Source organism: Lachnoclostridium phytofermentans, assembly GCF_000733755.1.
Classification (GTDB): Bacteria; Bacillota; Clostridia; order Lachnospirales; family Lachnospiraceae; genus Lachnoclostridium; species Lachnoclostridium phytofermentans_A.
This window is the reverse complement of sequence record NZ_JPOF01000001.1, coordinates 38,092-55,609: the sequence shown is the minus strand read 5'-3', so window position 1 is coordinate 55,609 and position 17,518 is coordinate 38,092. Positions and strand designations below refer to the sequence as shown.

Genomic DNA, 17,518 nt, shown 5'->3' with positions numbered 1-17,518 from the left:
TTCCGTCACGGAACAATTGTTACCATTTCTACCAATGTAGGTTTTAAAACATTATTTTTTCTTCCTATCTTTACCTATCCCATATCTGATTTTAAACTCTCTCACTGACTTTTGGTTTACCCTCTCATCTATATCCATTTCCTTAAATACATCCTGTGCCATTATGTATTTCACATCAATTGGGTTATAAAATGCCATTAGTACACTAATAGCCTGATTAAAATACAGAAACGCTTCCTCAAACGATTCTTTTTTGTAATAAGTAAAAGCAAGAAAAAAATAAGCAATGTGTATTCTTGCATAAGAGTTATGCTCAATTTGATAATCAATTAACTCCATACCTTCTAAAATTGCCTTTTCATAGTCCTTCGTTAAATAATATAATGTAACTAGGTTTAATCTAACTGATACAATGTCATGATCATACTTTTCTATTTTATATTTCGAACTTACAATATCATAGGCAGCTAAAGTCGCAGACTTAGCCTTCCTTAGATCACCTATAATTTGATAACAAGTAGACAGTAAGACATATAGATTTACCACGTGAATACTACTTGAATATTTGGCTTCAATGTCTTCAAGTACATGATTGGCACAGATTATCGCTTCCTCATACTTATTTTCTACAAAAACCATATAACCAATTTTGTTTGCTTCAAGCTCATATAGCCATGGTTTATTCTTAAAATCTTGGTGTTCCATTACCATATCAACTATGTTCTTTGCAGTTTTAAAATCCGATTTTCTTTGGCATATATCAAAATTCTTAAGTGTTTTACGTACTGAGATTGGATCAATACAATCAAGATATTGATAATGATCAAATAAGTCCACACCCATTCGGTCACTAAATAATCTCACCATATCAGCAGATGGTGTACGTTCCCCTTTCTCAATTAAGTAAATATACTTTTCTGAGCAAATATTTTCTGAAAGCGATTTTCTGCTCATCTTAATCATACAACGATATTCTTTAATAATACTCCCAATAAAATTCATACCTTACCCCTTATCAAATCGGAAAAATCCTCTTTACTATCTCATGATTTTCAATTGCCTAATGAATCTATTATGTATCAATGTAGCCAAAGGCATTGATAAAAAATTGCCATTCTAGAGAAAATATTGTTGCAATCTGTTAAAATCATCTTATCCCATTGTTTTTTTTGTCTTATTATTATATATTTTAGTATAAGCTAAGATTGTAGTACTTAAAAAAATTTAGAAAAGTGTGGTTTTAACATTATGAAGCGCCAGCAAACAAAGATCCATCAATTATTAGATATTTTTTATAAAACCACTGGGATTGAGGCAGTTTTCTTTGATACTGATCTTAATCTCATTCTGTACCGCGCTTCCGAAAAATTAACCACGTATTATCCCTTTCTTGGAATTAGTGAGGTGACTGCTTATTTAGCAAGGCGTTTTTCAGAGCACCCAGGAAATAACTCTGCATTCTATACCTACGTGTTACCATACAATTTGCTCTGCAATATTGTTTTTCTGATTCAAGAGGATACCTACATTGGAGCCCTCCTAACAGAACCAGTGTTATTAAAAAAACTTAATAAATATGATGTCGATAAGATGATAAATCACGCAGAACTTCCCATTCCAGATAAAAAAGCTTTCGAGAATATTATTCATAAAATTCCAGTAATACCTTACATTAATATATTACCAATTGGGACCGTTCTTTATCAGCTTTCGAAAGCATTTCCTGACAATATGCCTCAGCAGCTTTTATTAGGTGACGAGGAAAAATCAGAAGCCACTGCTTTATCACATAAGTCAAAGAATAAGCAAAGTATTATTATTACCTCCTCTGCAAAATACACACCTTTTTCTACTTATTTGCAGGTGATAGATATAATAAAAAGTGGTGATGTAGATCGATTACGAAGTGCTATGAATAAAATAAATGTAGGGGATATCGTAATGAATCCGTCAAATGACTCAGACATTATTCGATCCATAAAAAATAGTTTTATCAAAGCTTGTTCGATGGGTTGTTACGCTGCAATAGAAGCAAATGCCTCTTATGAAAAGATCATGGATATTTCGGATGCTTATATTTCAAAGATTGAAACAATAGATAATATCCATAGTATCATAGCCCTGCTAAAAGACGCTATGATACAATTTACTAAGGTTGTGGCGACAAATCGGAATACCATCTACTCTAAGCCTGTCCGTCAAGTAATGGAGTATATTCAGTCCCACTATGATGAAAAGATTACCTTAGAAAAGTTATCGGAGCATACAGATCTTAGTACTTTTTATCTTTCTAATTTGATAAAGAAAGAAACGGACTTAAGTCTCCCTGATATTGTGAATAAAGTACGAATTGAAAAGAGTAAACCTCTGCTTCTTAATATGAATATCAGTATCCTCGATGTGACCCAAAGAGTTGGCTTCAACTATCAAAATCATTTTGCTGCTATTTTCAAAAAGTATACAGATCTTACACCAACCGAATATAGAAGAAGTATGAGTCAAAAGCACAATGAAGCTTCCGTTGGATTCAATAAAAATCTCTACCACGTAGTCGAGCAGATAAGTAGTAAGATATCCATATTCTCACACATGTTTGATGCAGCACGAATCGTTGATCCTATGAGTCATACTTCTATGCTAATAAAAACAAATGAAGTGGATATTCCTATGGAAACTTGTTATCATTTTTGGAATAGAAATGAGTCTTGCCAGAACTGTATCTCTATGAAATCATATTTGCATAATGATACATTCTTTAAAATTGAACACCAAGATCAAAAAACATTTTTAGTGCTAGCTACTCCGAAATCAGTGGGTAAAAACACCTACATTGTAGAAATACTTAAAGATGTAACAAAACAGCTTTCAATCAATATTAAGACGGAGGGCTCAGAAAATCTTACCCTCTCTTTTGATGAAAATCATCAAGAGGAAAAAGATGAACTTACAGGCCTTTATAATAGAAGATACATAAATGATCATCTGCCAGTTAATATGAGACATAGTAACCTGAAAGGAAAATCTTTATTTCTAATATTATTTGTTATTGATGAATTACAATTCTTTGATCATTATAGCGATTATGTCTCCTATGACTTCATAATAAAGAAATTCGCTAGTTATATCTCTTCTTCCTTGATCGATACGAACGACTGGGCAGGACGATATGCTGGTAACTTATTTGTACTTTCTTTATATGATACCGAATATGCTAGCGCTAATAGTATTGCTATGAGTATTAAGAACAGCTTTCATCAAGATTCTTTTCTAATTAATGGTAACACCGTAAAGCTTACAGTTAACTATGGTATAAAATTACTCACTAATGATATTTCAGATGTGGAAACGTTGATTTTACATGCATTTATGAATCTGATCTCCAATAAATTGCAAGTTTAGACTATCAAAGATGAAACATAAGAAAACAAAGGGGATTGGATTTAAAATCCAACCCCCTTTGTTTCCATAAAGATAATTTATTGCTATCTTTTCTCTAAGCACTATCTATATGTTTGTTTTTCATAGATTCCTCTTTGTATGACTACATATACCAATTATAATACTGATTGGTTACGTGCATTAATTTCTTTAATCTTCTAGTGTATCCATTGGCACTTTCTATTTATTATCACTAATTTTCGTTATTTATCACAGTACCCCCAACTCCTTTAAAGAACAATATTCATTTCCTCCAATAATAATATGATCTAACAATTCTACCCCTATCATCTTCCCAGCTTGCGCAATTTTTTCAGTTACCAGCAAATCCTGTTTGCTTGGTGTAATATCAGAGGACGGATGATTATGTATGATAATAATTCCAACTGCTCCAGACAATAGCGCACGTATAAATATTTCTCTTGGCATAATAATAGAACTATTGACCGTACCGTGCGATAACTCAAAGATACCTAAAGGATTGCATTTAATATCCATAGTAACTAAATATACATACTCCTCAGCTTTCTTATGAAGCTGAAACTGTTCTATCATCAACTTTTGAATTCCAGATGGTGATTTAAGTTTATTGCTATCCTCACAAATAATACTTTTCTCTACCCTTAATTCATTGTGCCTTGTTTCCTCATTCAGCATGGTATTGTAAATATTTATTTTCATCCTTACCACCTAATAGTAACCTTCCCTTTGAAATCATCGAATACCGTATACATTCCTTGCCAGGAAATAGGTAACAATAGAATTAATAGCAATCACGATCTGCTTCTTTTCTATATGCTACTTATTATAGCATAAGTCGCATTTTATTGCTATTTAAAATATCCTTTCCTCTCCAAAAAGCTACTATAATCTACCTAAGGACGGTGATCATATGAATAATAGCCTTATTGCGAAACGATTAAAAGAATTAAGAAAATCATTTGAATATACACAGGAATTCGTAGCTTCTTATCTAAACATAGGGAGACAGGCATATTCTCACTATGAAACTGGAAGGAATGCACCTACAACAGATACTCTATATAAATTAGCGTCTCTTTATCATATTCCAGTAAATGAACTACTTAAATTGCTATCTCCTAATGCTTTAGAAACTTACAAATCTCCTGAAAACAATAATATAGCCTCCAATATGTTATCCGATTTTTTAGATTATTTAGGAAATCCTGATAATGAAAAGAAATTGAAGATGTTAAACAGAAAGGAAAAAGAATTATTATTTTGCTTTGAAAAAATTTCTCCGAAAGACCAAGATGATATTTTAGAGTTTATAAAGATTAAAGCGAAAAATAAATAGCCTGTTCTCACTGTAATATCATGGAGCAACAATATGAACGGTGAAGAGTTTCTCTCACATTTAGACAACATGATCGATAGCTTATTAAATCAATATGAAGAAAATAACTATTACGGCTTTTATACTGTAGAAAGCCAGCAATTCGATGGTTTCGATAGAGATGACTGGAGGTACAAAAATGCGTATTTTAGTTGTAGAAGATGAAATTGATTTATGTGACTCCACTGCGGAGGGGCTACAAATCGATGGCTATGCTGTGGACACTTGTTATGACGGCGAAGACGCCTTTGAACTTATTATAACTGAAACTTATGATCTTGTAATTCTTGATTTAAATCTCCCTGGTATGGATGGTATCGATATTCTTACTAATCTAAGAAATCAAAATAAAAATTGTAAAGTGCTGATTTTATCAGCTCGTGGTAGCGTATACGATAAAGTACTTGGGCTTGATACGGTAAAACGTACTGCTTTAGTAACTAAGATCGGGGAAGGCTATTTTTTATGTGGAGGTAATAAGACATGTTAAAAAAGATGTCCATTCGGATGAGACTCACTATTTTAAGTGTCTTATTACTGAGTATCTGCTGTGTGGGGCTGACAGCTATTTTAAATATTTCCGCCAATCGCATGGTCGACGTGATTGAAGCAACACCGATCTTGCCATCAATGGAAGCAGGTGAAATGCCGCTAACAGATGCTGCGCGCACTAATCCAGCTAAGATTTCGTCTATACCTTCAGAAAACTCTCAATTGGCACGTCAAAATTTTCGTCACCAAAGTGTTTTATATATGATTGTAATAGTCATGGCTGGTGGAGGTTTAACCTATGTGATATCTGGACGAGCGCTAAAGCCACTGCAGGCACTTAGCTGCCAAATAAAAAATAGAACCGTACACAATCTTTCCGAAGATTTAAAGATGCCACCCACAAAAGATGAAATTGCTGATTTAACAAGTGCATTCAATGAAATGAGTCATAAATTAGATAATGCATTTTCTATGCAGAAACGATTTTCCCAAAGTGCCGCCCATGAACTTCGCACCCCTCTGGCAGTCTTAAAAACCAAAGTAGATGTATTTAAAAAGAAATCCTCTCATACACCAGAGGAATATGACCGGCTACTCACGGTGATTAGCACACACACAGATCGCCTTTCTAATTTAGTACAAGACCTGTTAGACCTTACTAGCACCGACGCGCTGGTATACGATGAAACAATAGCTCTAAAGCACTTATTACTTGAAATCATAGAGGAGTTATCATTACTTACTGAAAGAAACAAGGTCACTCTTGTGTTACATGGAGCAGAGCAAACAGTTCTGGGAAACAAGAGCCTTCTTCGCAGGGCGTTTTACAACCTGATTGAAAATGCAATTAAATATAATCAGGAAGATGGTAACGTAGATATTACCCTTGCTACACAAGAGGGAAATACGGTTGTTACAATATCCGATACTGGAATTGGTATTCCTCAGGAAATGCGCGAGTTAATATTTGAACCTTTTTTCAGAGTGGATAAGTCTCGCTCTCGCCAGATGGGTGGCGCAGGAATTGGACTTTCAATAGTAAAAAGCATAATAGACCAGCATCACGGTGAAATTACTGTCACAAAAAGCGAATGCGGTGGTAGCATTTTCAAGGTCACATTATAATTATAAAAGAGAAACAGCATTGAATTACATTGCACAATGCTGTTTCTCTTTTTATTAACATCGCTTCACACGGATAGCAGTAACTTCTTTCGAAAGCTGTTCCTGTTTTGCTAACTAGACGTTTTTTTACCATTACTAACCCATAGGCAGGGATAGCCATTCCAATCTGCATTTCTACTTTTAATACATTTCATTATTCTTTTTTATGTATCCCACCATATTAATTTGGTCAATTTCTATTTGTATATCTAACATAAGTTCCAAATCCTCCAACGTATATCTTCTACCAGAGACAGTTCCATTGCCTCTAGAAGAATTGTCCTCTGTTAATTGCAATGGAACTCCATTACGGCTAACCTCGAGAAAATCGTATGAATAAGCAGTACCATCCTTCTCCTTGGTATGAAGGGTAGCCTCCCATGTATCTCCATCAATCTCCCAGATGGCTTTCCAGTCATCACAGGAATAAGTTCCCCCCAACAACTTTACCAGATACGCAAAAGTTCCTACCCCAGAATAAGTATATGGAAAATCTTCAAAATCCTGACAAGGAGATGTGGCATAAGTTGTTGATAAGCTTGTTGACAAAGTTATCACGAGAGCAATGATAAGGGTTGCAATTTTTTTCATACGTCTTTTTATCTCCTATGGGATTTATTCTTAATTCGTACATATTTTTCTAGTTTATTACAGGATATTGCAATAGTCAACTTTTTTCTTAGCTGCATAATTTTTAGTATGTAAATATGTAATAAATGTTATAAAGCTTCTATTTAATAAAATTTAATATAAAAAAAGATGTATCAAAAATAGATACATCTTTTTTACTACGACAAATTGCAGACCCGCATAGAATCAAGGTTTTCTAACAAGAAGTACGGCAGTTTCAACATGGCTCGATATGATAGGAAGTATGTCTTTATCACATTTTTCCCATTTTATTCCCCTTTGCGTTTGTGGGAACATATCCACTGCTATTCTGCGTGTCCGTGGAAAAATATCCACCATATTACAATTTTAATAATAAGGATTTGAAAGTACTATATTTTTCCCTTTTGCATTTTTTTCTTCCTCTATCAAATTGCAAATATACTTCTCGATATCCAAAAACGACATACTTTCTTTAAATCCTTTACTTCCATCCAACCATATACAATTCATAAGTCTATCAAATGTGGCCTCACACGTTCTCCTCGGACAGCGTGCCAATGTTGAATCAAAGAAACTTGTGTGATACGAATAATGATGCGTATGTATAAATTGATTCCACGACTCAATAACGTCATCTTCTTTTCTAATATCAATTATTTCTATCTCTTCCAGATTCCTATCCGAAACCGTTCCCCATGCTTTTTTCATCATTGACACAGCTTCAATATCACTTTTAGGTGCACTATAACCAAAGATTGTAATCATATAGGCTTTTTCTAACGCATTGTTAAGAGTTTTCCACGATTTACGAATAGCAATATCACTGCTATAATTTTTCTTCTTCACGGGGAATAGCAATTTCATTGGTTTTAATGATTTTCCACATCTGCATAACTCACCTACATTTCCCATTATATTATCATCTTCACAAAACCCAACTGCGACATTCCCGTGTAGAAAAGCAACCTGTGGTATATTACTTGTATATCGTTGCATCCTACATATAGCTTGAACCAACAATGGATCCCAATTAAATGTAACAATCAAATCTTTCTCTGTAAGACTTAATACAAGAAAATCATATATCGTAGGATTATCTGGTAATTCGTAACTACTCATGTACTCCCAAATTATTTTTTCTAATTCTTCTTTTACTTTTCTACATTCTTCCTCTTCTTGACTGCGTTCGTCGATTTCCATATATATATCTTCAAGGTTATCCGAAGAAGTGTGTATACTAATTTTTGAAAGAATATCAGTTAGACCGAGTTTTTCAATAAAACCACTCATAGCAGATATTTTCTTCCCATATTTATCTCCATTGGGTATTGTTGCACAACTCGCTCCAGCTCCAAGAATAACAACATGAGGTCTGTTTTTCATATAATATTCATACTCATTCATAAGATTCTCATTTTCAGATGTAGCTTTATACTCATCTAACATTTTCTCTAAATCTTCCTCAGTTAATGGTCTTCCATCATTACCAATACACGGATTATATAATTCTGCCTCATCATCAATTACTATATTTCCGTCATAAACAGCACCTAAAACCGCCAGCGTTTCCGCAAACTCTACCATTCCCTCACCTTGTGTTAAAGGACTACCTGTCATTCCACCTCTACAAATGGCATTTTTCAAAAGAAATTTTTTGTCATTATCATTGAGTTTTCCCCACCTTAGACCAGCATATTCCGAATATTTCATATTACATACATCTCCTTGCTTGTTTAATCACATAATAAATCGTCGTTATAATCGTATCAAAACAAACCTTTTTAGATTCTTAAAACATACTTTCACATTTCTACCCATTGACTATCTAATATTCCAGACTTCTACTCTCTGGTATATTATTCATTTCCTTATTTGATATAGAATAGTAAAATCTGTGGATGTAATAGTTGACAGTACACTCTTGTCTGGATTAGTGATATCAATTACTCGTCTTGCATGATTCATAACCAAATCATCATAAAGATTTCGCACCAATCTACCGTTTGCAAAGTTTTCATCCTTCGATGACGTTTGCTGTTCAAAATATAAATGGATTTTTTCTTTAGCTTTATCATCCAAAACATAATCGTTATTTTTACACATAGAAATCAATATTCTATCCAATTCATTAGGAGAATAATCATCAAATTCTATAAATGTATTGAAGCGAGATTTTAATCCGGGATTTGACTCAAAAAACTTATTCATAGGTTCGGTGTATCCAGCGACAATCACGACCAGATCATCCCTATAATCTTCCAAGGCTTTCGTTAATTCTGTTAGACACTCTCTGCCATATGAGTCGGAATGGTCATTCTCCGTGATGCTATATGCCTCATCAATGAACAACACACCACCTTTTGCCTGCTCAATTACTTTTTTTACTTTAAGTGCAGTTTGTCCTTGATATCCAGCAATAAGGTCAGTTCGTGAAACCTCAACAAAATGCCCCTTTGACAGCAACCCTATTCTCTTATAGATTCTTCCAACAATTCTGGCAACCGTTGTTTTTCCCGTTCCGGGATTTCCGGTAAACGCAAGATGCAATGTATTCTTTGTAGAGTGAAGATTATTCTCCCGACGCATCTTCTGAACTTTTTGATATACAATTAAATCTTGAACCTTACTTTTGACCTTTTCCAAGCCAATAAGGGCATTCAATTCATCCAACAAATCTTGGAGCGTTCTTGTATCTTCATCCGCGTCTGTCTCAGGTTTGCAAATGCTCTGTATAGTAGAATAACCATAAAACTCAATCAAGCTAGAATTAACAACCTGAGCTGCACGTTTTGCTTCAATCTTGTATCTAGGATTATCAACTGATTCTGAGATTTTTTTCAGAATCGAAATTGTAGCAGGCTTGCTATATTCCTCTACAATCACAGTTGCTAACTTCGTTATTTCTCCACAGGCATCTGTGACCGCATCTAATTTAGATGCATTATTTATTAGTGCTTGACCATATTTATCCATTGTATTACCTTCATAATAGAAGCAACATCAACTCGATTATCGCCAATCCCGCAGCCACTCCGGCAATCCAATACGCATACTTTAGCTTCTTTGTTAAAGATTCAATTGAACTGTTTGTTTCTTGAATAGCGGCTGCAATTTTTGCTTCTACATCTTCCTTGTTTTTTTGAACAGTAGAAACAATGCTACCATTCTGTTTTTCTATCTCACTTAACTGTTCCGTATGTTTCTCAACAACTTGCCATGTACTATCCACATCTTCCAAATGTACAATATTGTCGAGGCTATTCATATACTCATTCAGAATACGAAGGCTATCCGTGGTTTTGGATACACGTCCACTAATTTCTTCGCTTTTTTGAGATAATGCATCTAATCTACCATTCTGCTCTTCGTTAATGCGGTCGACCTCTTTCAAGTGAGGTTTCTGCTCTTCCATCCAAGTCCAGATATTGTCCACATACGTCAAGTGCTTAAGGAAAGATATTTTTTCTGTGAACGCAAGCAACTTATTGATTTCTTCTTGATGTTTAGATGATACTTTCTGAATTTTCTCAACGTCTCCGTTGATACGTCTCATAGAGTCGTGTGCTGCAGAGAGGGATTCCCACATTGCATCAACATCTTGCAAATGAGTGATTGTCTCCAAAGCACTGGTAAATGCACTGATTGACTTCAACCTTTTTATCATCTGAGAGAGTTGTTCCGACAAATCACTTGTTTTCTTTTCTGCTGCCGTAAATGCAATTTTTAAAGCGTCTACCTTTTTGATGCTTTCTTTACTATGCTCAGTAGCTGTAGCAATCCCCTTTGAAAGAGAGGTCATCTCTTGATGCCATTTTTGGCAGTCACCCCAAATTTTATCAATATCTCCCAGATGGGCATAGCCATCCAATTTCTGCTTAAACTTTTTGAGTTCCTCAAGGGTTTTTCGCTGATTTTCAACAATTTTTTTAATCTGTTCTTGTGTTTTTTGAATGCTTTCACTTGTTTCTTCAGTCGCCTTAATAGAAACCAGAATAGCTTGGATGTAATCCTTATCCAAAGCTTCCAAAGCACTGTATACCTGTCCAAATTCCTTAATCAGCTTAATTTGAGTATTATTAATACTGTGCAAATGAGATTGGATTTGCGAAGTTAATTCATTTAATTCCTCACCTGTAACCTTATGGTTCAACCCAATTCCACGTCCGAAAATCCAATCGCCCAGAAATTCGCCAACACCTTTAGAGTCATCTACTCTTTTCAAATCTAAATCTGTTGTGGACTGTTCAGAAAACTTCTTTATTTCCTTTTTTGCATTTTCAAAATCATGATACTGTATAACTAATTCACCCATCTTTAGTCCTCACTTAGCATTTTATCTAATTCAGCAGAAACCTCGTCGATTTCGTCATTTGTACCTTTGGAAATCTTCACGTTTTCAAGAATCGCCTCTACTGAATCACTCATGATGGTAGCTGCACCTTCATGTCTGGAATACATACTTCCAATCGCAGAACTTTTTACGTCTTCATACCCAGGGTCATCGTGGATGGGGGTAATCTCCGTTGAAAGTTCATCATCTGTTGCTACTCGCTTTTCTGCAGAGTCCTTGTAATCGTAATCTTCCCCACATTCTTTCTTTTTCTTATTCTTCAACAAATACACAGCGGTAGCTACCGTAGCACCTATGACTAAACCAGCACCTATGATGTAGAATACCTTTTTCATATCATCAATCCTCCAATTCATCAAATAGCTTATCAATATCATCGAAAGCATCTTGAATGCTTTCATCAGTTTCACAATTTGCTCTAATAGTTTCAACAGAATCCACCATCATATTGGCCGCAGCAACATGACGCTCGTATATATTCTGTGCCGCTACCGATTTTGTGTGGTCAAGTTGTTCTTCATTAACAACCTGTAACTGATGCTGCGTTCTTAAGATTTCATTGCCTTTCTTTATTTGAGCATCGACATTTTCTCGCTTCATGTCCTTTTCAATCTGCTTCTCGATGATGTTAATTGCTATCGCACCAATAATACCTGCAACAACAGCACCAAGGAAAATACCCAATATGTTCGCCAAGCTACCAAGTAACGGAATCTCAACTGCAAAGATAGGAATAGTCATTAGCCCCTTTTCAATTACTTCTCCAAGTATCATAGCGCCAACACCAGTCATACCCGCAATTACAATTTTCCCAACTTCCATCAGCAATCTTCCGATAGGCTTTCCTTTATTTGCAGGGTCCTTGATATAAGCAACGGCATTTTTGAGGGAACTCCATCCCTGTTTCAGCATAATCCACACTTTTTTAAATGTTCCAACAATAGGACCTAAAATTGCTGTTGCAACAGTAGTAAACAGCGTGTTCCCTGCATTAATAAAATGCTGTTTCATCTTACCGATAAAAGAATGAATTGCTTCTTTCAGACTATCCAACAGAGTATCCAAGGCTTTTTGGGATGATTTAAACCACTTAACCAGCTTGGCAATAATCTCTCTGACAAGTTCGGCCAATAACTGCATAAGTACCGCACGAAGTGCTTTCCCACCAATACGGAATGCCTCTTCTTTTCGGGATTTTTTTCCTGCTTCAATGGATTTTTGCTCAGCCTCTTTTTTCTGTTTTTCGTATTCCTCACGAGCCTCTGCATCCTTTTTACGAAGTTCTTCTTCATCAATATTAAAGCGTTCTGCTGCCTTCTTTCCATCTCTTTCACTATCCAAAAATTCAGACATAGTAGAATCGCCCTTAGATTGATTAGCAGCCGAATCCATCAAATTGAGATTTTTCTCACTATTAGCAAAAGCGACCTGCTCTTCGCGAGTCATGTGAGCATTTGCATCCGGGTCGCGAATAATCTCACCTGCAGAAACAGTATGGTCCATATTTGTATTGGCTGTATTATTACCTGTTGGTCTGCCTTTATCAAAATCGGCACGAGCATCCTTGTTCAATACTTTCTTCCAAGAATCACTTCTGGTATCATGTTTTTCCCATACCTGTTGTTCGTCATTGTATCTGTAATTGCTTGTTTTATGTTCAATGTTAGGATCCTTTTGGAAGTTACTCTGCCAATCGTCATACCTTTCCTGATAATCGATTTCAGTATTATGTGTTGCAATTTTACCTTCTGCAAAATTCTTTGTTGTCTGAATATGAGCCTCTTTTCTCAAATCAAGATGAAGTCCTCTATTTTCTTTGATAAAATCTTCGCCCGCAGTAACAGCAACTTGGTTTAAAAATTGCTCCCACACAACATCCATGATGACACTACCCAGATTGTCTGGATTTCCAATCTTTTCTTTTTCTTCTGCAAGAAACTGCATATCTGCGAGTTCCTCTTCCAACTGTCTTTGAAGTTTTTCCTCCAACTCATCAAAGTCAAATGACTCCGACAATTCTTCGCTTAAAGTTTCTTCTTTATCGAGAATAGCATTTTCCTTTGCCATAATTTTTCATCCTTTCAGTGTATAATAGGGGAGATATTATTATTGTAACAAAGCACATGGACACATTGTGTCCTCCTAAAATTATTGTTTCGCTCAAATCTCTCTTTTTACATAGGTTAATTCGATATCGTATCCAAGAGCCTCAAGCATCTGCACGAAGGTCTTATTAACAATACCATCTTGTTTCTTGATGATACGATTTACATATTGTCCTGTTGTTCCAATAGTTTCCGCAAGTTGTGCCTGCGTAGTTCCGTTCTCTATACACTTTACTTTTACATCTACTTCTATATTGTTTTTAATCATGTATTTACTGCTCCTATTCGCAATACTTATTAGTTCTAACACAAATAAGATTATTTATTATATCACAAAATCCGACATTTTACAATATTTGCACGTAACCAGCAGATGAAATTTTTGCAACAGAAAACACCCTGCATTTCTGCAAGGTGCTAACCGTGAATCTATTTTATCTTTCTACATTTATGCTTGTGCCGGATTTGAACTCAACCGTGAATCTATCTTCATGCACTGTTATCTTTTCAATCATTCTTCTGACTAATGCCTCATCATATTCTTCAATCTCGTCTGTCTGTTCTGCAAGGAACTGTTTCATTTCAGCCATCCTTTGTTTCAATCCCTCACGCACTGCATTCTCTACCATTGCATCCTGTTTCAGTTCACGCAAACGGTCAATCTCATCGGCAAGGTCATTATAATCCTTTTTGGCATTAGCTCTCTTTAACAATTCCTTCTGCAATTCTTCCAGCTTGGCATTAATACTTTCTATCGAACCGTCATCCCCCAAAGCAAAAACAGTAGCAATATTATCTTCCAAGGTGACAAGCATCTCATTCTTGCCACCAAGAGCTAAGTTAATGGCTTTTACCACGGCATTCTGCAGGTCAGTTTCCTGAACGGTCGGTGAATCACAACAGCTTGGTCCGTGTTCCACTCGGCTTACGCAACGCCATACAATGGAGTGTTTCCCTCGGTTGTTCCAAGCAATCCGGCGATAGATGTCACCACACTTTGGACAGTACACAATACTGGAAAGTGCAAATTTACTACTGTAAACCCTTTTCTTTCTGTTTTCTCCACTGTGGAGATTGGCTCGTCTTAGCATTTCCTCTTGCACTTGCATATAAAGGTCACGGGGAATGATAGGGTCATGGTTGTTTTCTACATAATACTGTGGAACAATGCCGTTATTCTTCACTCGCTTTTTAGTAAGCACATCCACCGTATAGGTTTTCTGAAGAAGGGCATCTCCGATGTACTTTTCATTACTTAGAATTTTCTTAATGGTTTCTGGACGCCACCTTTCTTTACCCGCGGCAGTTAGGATTCCGTCTTCCTGCAAACCTTCTCCGATTTGCTTTAGACTTGCCCCTTGCAGATATTCCAAATAAATGCGTTTTACAATTTCAGCCTCCTCTGGCTCTATCACAAGGTGTCCTTTATCGTCCTTTGTATAACCCATGAAACGATTGTGGTTTACCTGCACCTCGCCATTCTGGTATCTAAACTGCAATCCCAACTTTACATTTTTGCTTAAAGATTCCGACTCCTGCTGTGCAAGACTGGCCATAATGGTTAATAAAACCTCGCCCTTGGAATCCATTGTGTTTATGTTCTCTTTTTCAAAAAATACGGGAATATTCTTTTCCTTTAGCTGACGGATATACTTCAGACAATCAAGTGTATTTCTTGCGAATCGGCTGATGGACTTTGTAATAATCATATCAATATGACCTGCCATACATTCCTCAATCATACGATTAAATTCTTCTCGCTTTTTTGTGTTAGTTCCAGAAATACCATCGTCAGCAAATATGCCTGCGAATTCCCACTCATCATTTTTCTGTATGAAGTTGGTGTAATGCTCCACCTGCGCCTCATAACTTGTAGCCTGTTCATCACTGTCGGTACTCACACGGCAGTACGCTGCGACCTTAAGTTTCGGCTTTACTTCCTTGTTCACAGTGTTTCCGACTCGTCTTCGTGCCGGGATAACCGTTATATTCTTACTCAACTGTTGCCACCTCGCTTTCTATCAAACTGTATGCATATTCCGCCTGTGCAAAAGGGTCTGTGAATTTCATCTCAATCAGCTTTATAGTAAAACTTTTGTTCGCCACAACTTTTGATGGCTTATCCAATTCTCTGATTCTACCCAAGGCACCTGCCTTTGCCACTCTGATTTCTTCTGCTTTATCAAACAATGCTTTGTCAATAATGGTAGGGTAATATTCATCTCCAAGGTAGTGCGTATTCCTCAGCATTCGCCCGGCACTGCCGTGGTAAATATTCAGTCCTGCTTGTTCAGCTGCTACCTTTAGAGCCAAACCGGAAATATATCCTTCAAATAATGCTCTTACAACACCAGCTTGCTCTTCGTCAATTTCTGCTTTACCATCCACTATTTTATATCCGTAGGGAATGTGTGCCATTATGCCACCAACCTTTCCTTTAATTTCAAACCACACTTTAAAACAAATACAATCTCATCCCTTGAAAGTACCGTGACTGTTTCTACATGGGAAAGAAAGAATTCATCCTCATATTCTGTTAACATACTTCTGCCCGATACAGCTTTTATAAGTTTCTTCAAGGCATCCACCTTGGTTCGGTCACCGCTTACGGAATTCATAATACTGTTCTTTTCTTCCAAGAGCTGCTGTTCCTGTGCAATCAGCATATTGTTTTCACGGTTGAAAAGTGCTGGCTCTAACAGACCACTTGCCATCAGACTTGTAAGTACCTGCCTTTGCTCCATATTCTTTTCCAACCTGTCCTCATAGTCTTGTAGTTGCAATAATCGGTCTTTATCATCCAAACCTTGCAGGCTGTGAAGTAGCGGTTTAAGGACTATCTGATGAGCAAATATCAGCTTATTCATCATTGTAAGAAACGCAGCCTTTATTCCATCGTCTGTGATGTATTTCATAGAGCAGGCTGTTTTATCCTCAATATGGTGGGTACAGCACCAAGCTATATAATCTCCGCTTGGTTTGTAATGAATCCTGCGTTTAAATACACTACCACACTCACCACATTTGATTCTACCCGAAAAACCATAACGGTTCTGATAACGCTGTGTGTTTTCACCGTTGCCTTTTTCTTTGCCTCTTTGATTCAATACTTCGTTGGCCTTATCAAATATCTCGTGGCTAACAATAGCCTCGTGATGACCTTCGCATAAATACCTATCACACTCACCGTAATTGGTATGACGAGTAAATCGGCTGTCGGTATAGGTCTTTTGGAAAATAACATCTCCCGTAAACTTCTCATTGCGAATGATTGCATTGATAGTTCCGGGATACCACTTTCCACCTTTTTTGCTTTTAATACCTCTATCATTTAGTTCCTTTGCAATCACATGGGTACTTTTTCCGGCAAGTGTATCTGCAAAAATTTGTTTTACAACTTCTGCCTGTTCAGGCACAATTACCATTTCACCATTTAGGTTCATATATCCATATGGTGGGTAGCCGATGATAAAGGTTCCATTCTGAAAGCGTTTCTGAACCGACCATTTGCTGTTTTCAGAAATGGATACGGATTCGCTTTCTGCAAGGCTACTAAGTATTGAAAGCATTAGTTCACTCTCCATAGTGCCTGTGTTTAGATTTTCTTTTTCAAAAATAACGGTAACCTTTAGGTCGAGTAACTTTCGTACCAATTCCAAGCAGTCTGTTGTATTTCTACTGAAACGGCTGATGGATTTTGTAATGACCAGATCTATCAAACCTTTTTCACAATCCTCCACAAGGGAAAGCAACCCATCACGGCAATCCTTTTTTGTACCTGTGACCCCTTCATCATAATAAAGACCAGCATACTCCCACTCATCATTGGATTTGATGTAATCCTCGTAATGTGCTTTTTGAGCCTCCAAACTGATAAGCTGTTCATCACTTGCCGTAGATACTCGGCAATAGGCTGCAACACGAATTTTCTTTCGTATGAGTAAGGCTTTATTTTCCTCAATTTTTGTTATCCTTTTCATCATCTCACCTCGCTTTCGG

The 17,518-nt window shown here is 36.3% G+C and carries 16 protein-coding genes; 4 read left to right on the top strand and 12 right to left on the bottom strand.

Features of this window, described 5'->3' with window-relative positions; translation table 11 throughout:
• Positions 1–51 precede the first annotated feature (51 nt).
• Positions 52–1,002, bottom strand: a complete 951-nt coding sequence (locus tag CC92_RS0100330) for a helix-turn-helix domain-containing protein (protein WP_029502381.1) — start codon at positions 1,000–1,002, stop codon at positions 52–54.
• Between the two features lie 246 nt (positions 1,003–1,248).
• On the opposite strand from CC92_RS0100330, the gene CC92_RS0100325 reads away from it, so the two are divergent.
• Complete coding sequence (locus CC92_RS0100325; protein ID WP_029502382.1) at positions 1,249–3,399, top strand: diguanylate cyclase; 2,151 nt, start codon at positions 1,249–1,251, stop codon at positions 3,397–3,399.
• Between the two features lie 249 nt (positions 3,400–3,648).
• Here the strand turns inward: CC92_RS0100325 and CC92_RS0100320 are convergent, their stop codons facing one another.
• On the bottom strand, positions 3,649–4,119 hold the full coding sequence (locus tag CC92_RS0100320) for a JAB domain-containing protein (RefSeq protein WP_029502383.1): 471 nt from the start codon (positions 4,117–4,119) through the stop codon (positions 3,649–3,651).
• Between the two features lie 211 nt (positions 4,120–4,330).
• Here CC92_RS0100320 and CC92_RS20625 point away from each other — a divergent pair, with 211 nt between their 5' ends.
• The 3 genes from CC92_RS20625 to CC92_RS0100300 all read left to right on the top strand — a co-directional run bounded on the left by CC92_RS20625 (position 4,331) and on the right by CC92_RS0100300 (position 6,412).
• The gene (locus CC92_RS20625; RefSeq protein ID WP_029502384.1) at positions 4,331–4,756 is read left to right on the top strand and encodes a helix-turn-helix domain-containing protein; all 426 of its coding nucleotides are present in this window, start codon (positions 4,331–4,333) and stop codon (positions 4,754–4,756) included.
• Between the two features lie 178 nt (positions 4,757–4,934).
• Positions 4,935–5,285 (top strand): response regulator, encoded by a 351-nt coding sequence (locus CC92_RS0100305; protein WP_330372712.1) that lies wholly within the window; start codon positions 4,935–4,937, stop codon positions 5,283–5,285.
• Entirely contained in the window at positions 5,279–6,412 is a 1,134-nt protein-coding gene (locus tag CC92_RS0100300; protein ID WP_029502386.1) for a sensor histidine kinase, read from the top strand. Before CC92_RS0100305 ends, CC92_RS0100300 begins: the two co-directional genes overlap by 7 nt.
• A 180-nt stretch (positions 6,413–6,592) precedes the next feature.
• On the opposite strand, the gene CC92_RS0100295 is transcribed toward CC92_RS0100300, so the two are convergent.
• The 10 genes from CC92_RS0100295 to CC92_RS0100250 form a co-directional block, all read right to left on the bottom strand.
• Entirely contained in the window at positions 6,593–7,042 is a 450-nt protein-coding gene (locus CC92_RS0100295) for a hypothetical protein (protein ID WP_029502387.1), read from the bottom strand.
• A gap of 387 nt (positions 7,043–7,429) precedes the next feature.
• Positions 7,430–8,773, bottom strand: a complete 1,344-nt coding sequence (locus tag CC92_RS0100290; RefSeq protein ID WP_029502388.1) for a hypothetical protein — start codon at positions 8,771–8,773, stop codon at positions 7,430–7,432.
• A 150-nt stretch (positions 8,774–8,923) separates the two neighbouring features.
• Positions 8,924–10,036: an AAA family ATPase gene (locus tag CC92_RS0100285; RefSeq protein ID WP_029502389.1), complete on the bottom strand. Its 1,113-nt coding sequence runs from the start codon at positions 10,034–10,036 to the stop codon at positions 8,924–8,926.
• Positions 10,037–10,046: 10 nt separating this feature from the next.
• Entirely contained in the window at positions 10,047–11,375 is a 1,329-nt protein-coding gene (locus CC92_RS21295; RefSeq protein WP_051650663.1) for a hypothetical protein, read from the bottom strand.
• Positions 11,376–11,377: 2 nt separating this feature from the next.
• Positions 11,378–11,749, bottom strand: a complete 372-nt coding sequence (locus tag CC92_RS0100275; RefSeq protein WP_029502391.1) for a hypothetical protein — start codon at positions 11,747–11,749, stop codon at positions 11,378–11,380.
• A 4-nt stretch (positions 11,750–11,753) separates the two neighbouring features.
• Complete coding sequence (locus tag CC92_RS0100270; protein WP_029502392.1) at positions 11,754–13,481, bottom strand: hypothetical protein; 1,728 nt, start codon at positions 13,479–13,481, stop codon at positions 11,754–11,756.
• 93 nt (positions 13,482–13,574) lie between these two features.
• Positions 13,575–13,787 carry a helix-turn-helix domain-containing protein gene (locus tag CC92_RS0100265; protein ID WP_029502393.1) on the bottom strand — a complete coding sequence of 71 codons (213 nt, stop codon included), beginning with the start codon at positions 13,785–13,787 and terminating at the stop codon, positions 13,575–13,577.
• Between the two features lie 166 nt (positions 13,788–13,953).
• Positions 13,954–15,519: a recombinase family protein gene (locus CC92_RS0100260; protein ID WP_029502394.1), complete on the bottom strand. Its 1,566-nt coding sequence runs from the start codon at positions 15,517–15,519 to the stop codon at positions 13,954–13,956.
• On the bottom strand, positions 15,512–15,937 hold the full coding sequence (locus tag CC92_RS0100255; RefSeq protein ID WP_029502395.1) for a recombinase: 426 nt from the start codon (positions 15,935–15,937) through the stop codon (positions 15,512–15,514). Before CC92_RS0100255 ends, CC92_RS0100260 begins: the two co-directional genes overlap by 8 nt.
• Positions 15,937–17,499 (bottom strand): recombinase family protein, encoded by a 1,563-nt coding sequence (locus tag CC92_RS0100250; RefSeq protein WP_029502396.1) that lies wholly within the window; start codon positions 17,497–17,499, stop codon positions 15,937–15,939. The genes CC92_RS0100255 and CC92_RS0100250 overlap by 1 nt, the downstream gene beginning before the upstream one ends.
• Positions 17,500–17,518: the final 19 nt, after the last annotated feature.